This window comes from Actinomycetota bacterium (genome assembly GCA_036280995.1).
Classification (GTDB): domain Bacteria; phylum Actinomycetota; class CALGFH01; order CALGFH01; family CALGFH01; genus CALGFH01.
The window spans coordinates 1-3087 of the sequence record DASUPQ010000251.1; the positions used below are offsets into that span (position 1 = coordinate 1).

Annotated in this window: 2 protein-coding genes; both read right to left on the minus strand. The window is 70.7% G+C overall.

The genetic code is table 11. The features are described from left to right. Positions 1 to 105 precede the first annotated feature (105 nt). Positions 106 to 1014, minus strand: a complete 909-nt coding sequence (locus VF468_08470; protein ID HEX5878340.1) for an IS5 family transposase — start codon at positions 1012 to 1014, stop codon at positions 106 to 108. A 334-nt stretch (positions 1015 to 1348) separates the two neighbouring features. Then, on the minus strand, positions 1349 to 2920 hold the full coding sequence (locus VF468_08475; GenBank protein ID HEX5878341.1) for an IS1182 family transposase: 1572 nt from the start codon (positions 2918 to 2920) through the stop codon (positions 1349 to 1351). Between the last annotated feature and the right edge of the window lie 167 nt (positions 2921 to 3087).

Consider the following 3087-nt stretch of genomic DNA (forward strand, 5'->3'; position numbering starts at 1 on the left):
GGACGCGGCATCGTGAGGCCATCCTCTCAGCAGCAGACATCAACTGCCGAGAACCAGTACCGCAGGTACGGATAGATTTGCTGGCGACACGCTACTAGGCCGTGTTTAGGAAGTGGTGTTGGCGAGAGCGCGTGACCATATGTTGATCATGGCGATCTGTGTGGTGGCTTCGTAGCGGACGGCGAGTTTGTCGTAGCGAGTCGCGACCGCTCGCTGCTGTTTGAGCAGGTTGATGCCGCACTCCACGGCGTGGCGCTGCTTGTAGAGGTCGGGCTCGAATACCGGTGGCCGCCCGCCGGCGGAGCCCTTGGCCTTGCGGTGGGTCTGCTGGTCGAGCTTGACCGGGATGGTCGCGGCGATCTTGCGGCGGCGCAGGTGCTCGCGGTTGGCCTTGGCCGAGTAGGCCTTGTCCGCCAACACCCGGTCCGGGCGGGTCCGCGGGCGTCCGGGCCCGCACCGCGCGACGCGGATCCCGTCGAGCACGGCCCTGAAGTGCGGGCTGTCCCCACGGTGGCCCGCGGTCAGCACCAGCGACAGCGGTTTGCGGCCCTGCTCGCAGGCCAGGTGCAGCTTGGTGGTCCAGCCGCCGCGGGACCGGCCCAACGCGTGATCGGCCGGCTCGGGCCCGGGTGGCTCGACCTGGGTGTCGGGGTCGTGGCGGGCGCCGGCAGCGTGCTGGTGGGCCCGGTTGATGGTGGAGTCCACCGACACCGTCCAGCAGATCAGACCGGCGGCGTCGGCGAAGGCCTGCAGTTTCGCCACGATCAGTGGCCACACCTGGGCGCGTTGCCAGCGCCGGAACAGCCCGTAGATCGACTGCCAGTGCCCGTAGCGTTCGGGGACGTCGCGCCACGGGGCGCCGACCCGGGTTCGCCAGCGGATGCCGTCAAGTAGTTGGCGGCGGGTCCACTTCGGCGGTCGGCCTGGCCGTTTGCCGCGGGGCAGCAGTGGCTCAAGGATCCGCCACTGCCGGTCGGTCAGATCTTTGCGCGCTCCAATGGACAGGCTGGCCAACGAGGTCTCCAGACAGATGACGATCTTCTTGGGCGAAGATCCATCTACCGGAGACCTCCTTCACGTCCCGGCCACGACACGCGTGACAGGCCCGAGAGGTCGATCACGTGCGTGTGCCGATCCCACGGGCAGGACTTCTTGAACAGCTCCTAGGACGGCCCTGAACAACGGCCTAGCGGGGCCGTGTGGGACGGGCAGGACCTCTCAAGGCCGTCGGTGCGGCGGTCAGCGCCCTTGGCGGGGGTGACAACGAGTTCGCCCTGCCCGTCGCGGTTGAGGTTGGGTCGGTGTGGGCTGGGTGGTCAAGCCACCGTTCGCCGGGTCCGGGTCCGGGTCAGGCCGGGGCGAGTGTCCAGGTCCCGCCGCTGCGGATCAGGCCGAGGGTGAGCAGTCGGCGCAGGTTCAGCGCCGCGACCCGGTGGTGCAGCCACAGATCATTGAGCCGGGTTCCGACGAACCGCAGCCGCCGGTTCCCGCCGGCGACCAGCCAGGAGATCGAGCGTTCGACCATGGGCCGGTGCTGGCGGTAGACGGCCTGGAACTCGGGATCTCGGGCGCGGGCCCGGTGCGCGCGCTGCAGCGCTTGGTGCGGATGCAGCCGCAGCGTCCTGCCTGCGGCCGAGGTGGTGCAGCGGGCCCGCAGCGGGCAGGCCCGGCAGCGTGCACCGAAGACCGCCGTGCGGGTGCGAGTGATCCGGGCGGTCAGTCCGTTCGGGCAGGTCGCGGTGTCGGCGGTCTCGTCGATGAGGAAGTCGTCGAGGGTGAACCCGCCGTCCACCGCCGGGCGCAGCGGCCAGGGCTTGATGATCGCGGTGTGCCCGCCGTCGGCGACGGCGGCGAGCAGCTCACCGGTGCCGTAGGCCGCATCGCCCAGCACCTCGACCGGGTCGGCCTCCTCGGCCAGCAGTGCGATACCGACCGCGGCGTCGGAGTGCTCCGGCCCGGAAGCGGGGGTGAGCGCGCACCCGGTGATCAGCCCGGTGTCCGGCTCGACCTTCACGTGCGCCTTGTAGCCGTCCTGATGGTGGGCGCGGGTCTTGTGCGCGTGTCGGGCCTCGGGATCCACGGTGGAAATCACCCGCTCCGGGGCGACCTTCCGCGCGATCCGCCAGCCGGTGATCTGCCAGCGTCCATCAGTCCCGTCGGAGCCCTCGGCCGGTTCGACGTCCTGCCCGGCGACCAGCGCCAGCAGCCCGACCGCCTCGGCCGCGGCAGGCTCGAGTTCCTGCTCGGGCAGGTGTCCCAGCAGCCGGTGCGCATCGCCGACCAGGGCATCCACCAGCTGTTCGCGAGCGTCGGAGTCGTCCCAGGCAATCGCCGGCTTGCCCGGCTGGGTGTAGTCATGCCCGGTGCAGTGCTCGGCGACCACCTCCCCGGCGCCGGGCACCACCCGGGCCACCCGGCGAATCGCCGCGACCAGCTGGGTGACCGTGTCCTGAGTGGCCACCGCGTCGTCGAGCACCGTGGAATCCAGGGCGCGCCGGGTCTTCCCGGTCAGCACCCCGGTCTGGGCGACCACCTGCCCGACCACATCGAAGATCCGCCGCGGCCGCGCCGAGTGGGCCAGCCGGCGCCGCCAGTAGGTCAACACCGTCGGATGGAACCCCGGGGCGGTCACCGCCAGTCCGCACGCGGCCTTCCACCGCAGATCGAACGTGACCGCATCCACCGCCTCGCTGTCCGACAGCCCGTGCAGGGTCTGCAACACGATCACCGAGGCGACCACGTCCGCCGGGATCGACGGACGACCCCGCCGGCTCGGGAACAGATCAGCGAACAACTCATCCGGGAACAACTCCCGCCGATGCCCGGCCAGGAACGCGAACACCCCACCGGCCGGCAACAGGTGCCCGGCCACCGACTCCACATCCAAGATCTCGCGCTGCGGATCAGCCCGTCCCTGCACCCACCGATCGTCCCAGCCCCGATGCCACCCACCCGGGTCCGACACCCGGATTGTTCAGGGCCGTCCCTAGAGCTGCGCCGCCTGGTCGGCGAGGAAGGCGCGGCTCTCCGCCGGCGTCAACGCCGCCTCGGCGATGCGGTCCATCGCCATGCGGTAGAGCTCGACGT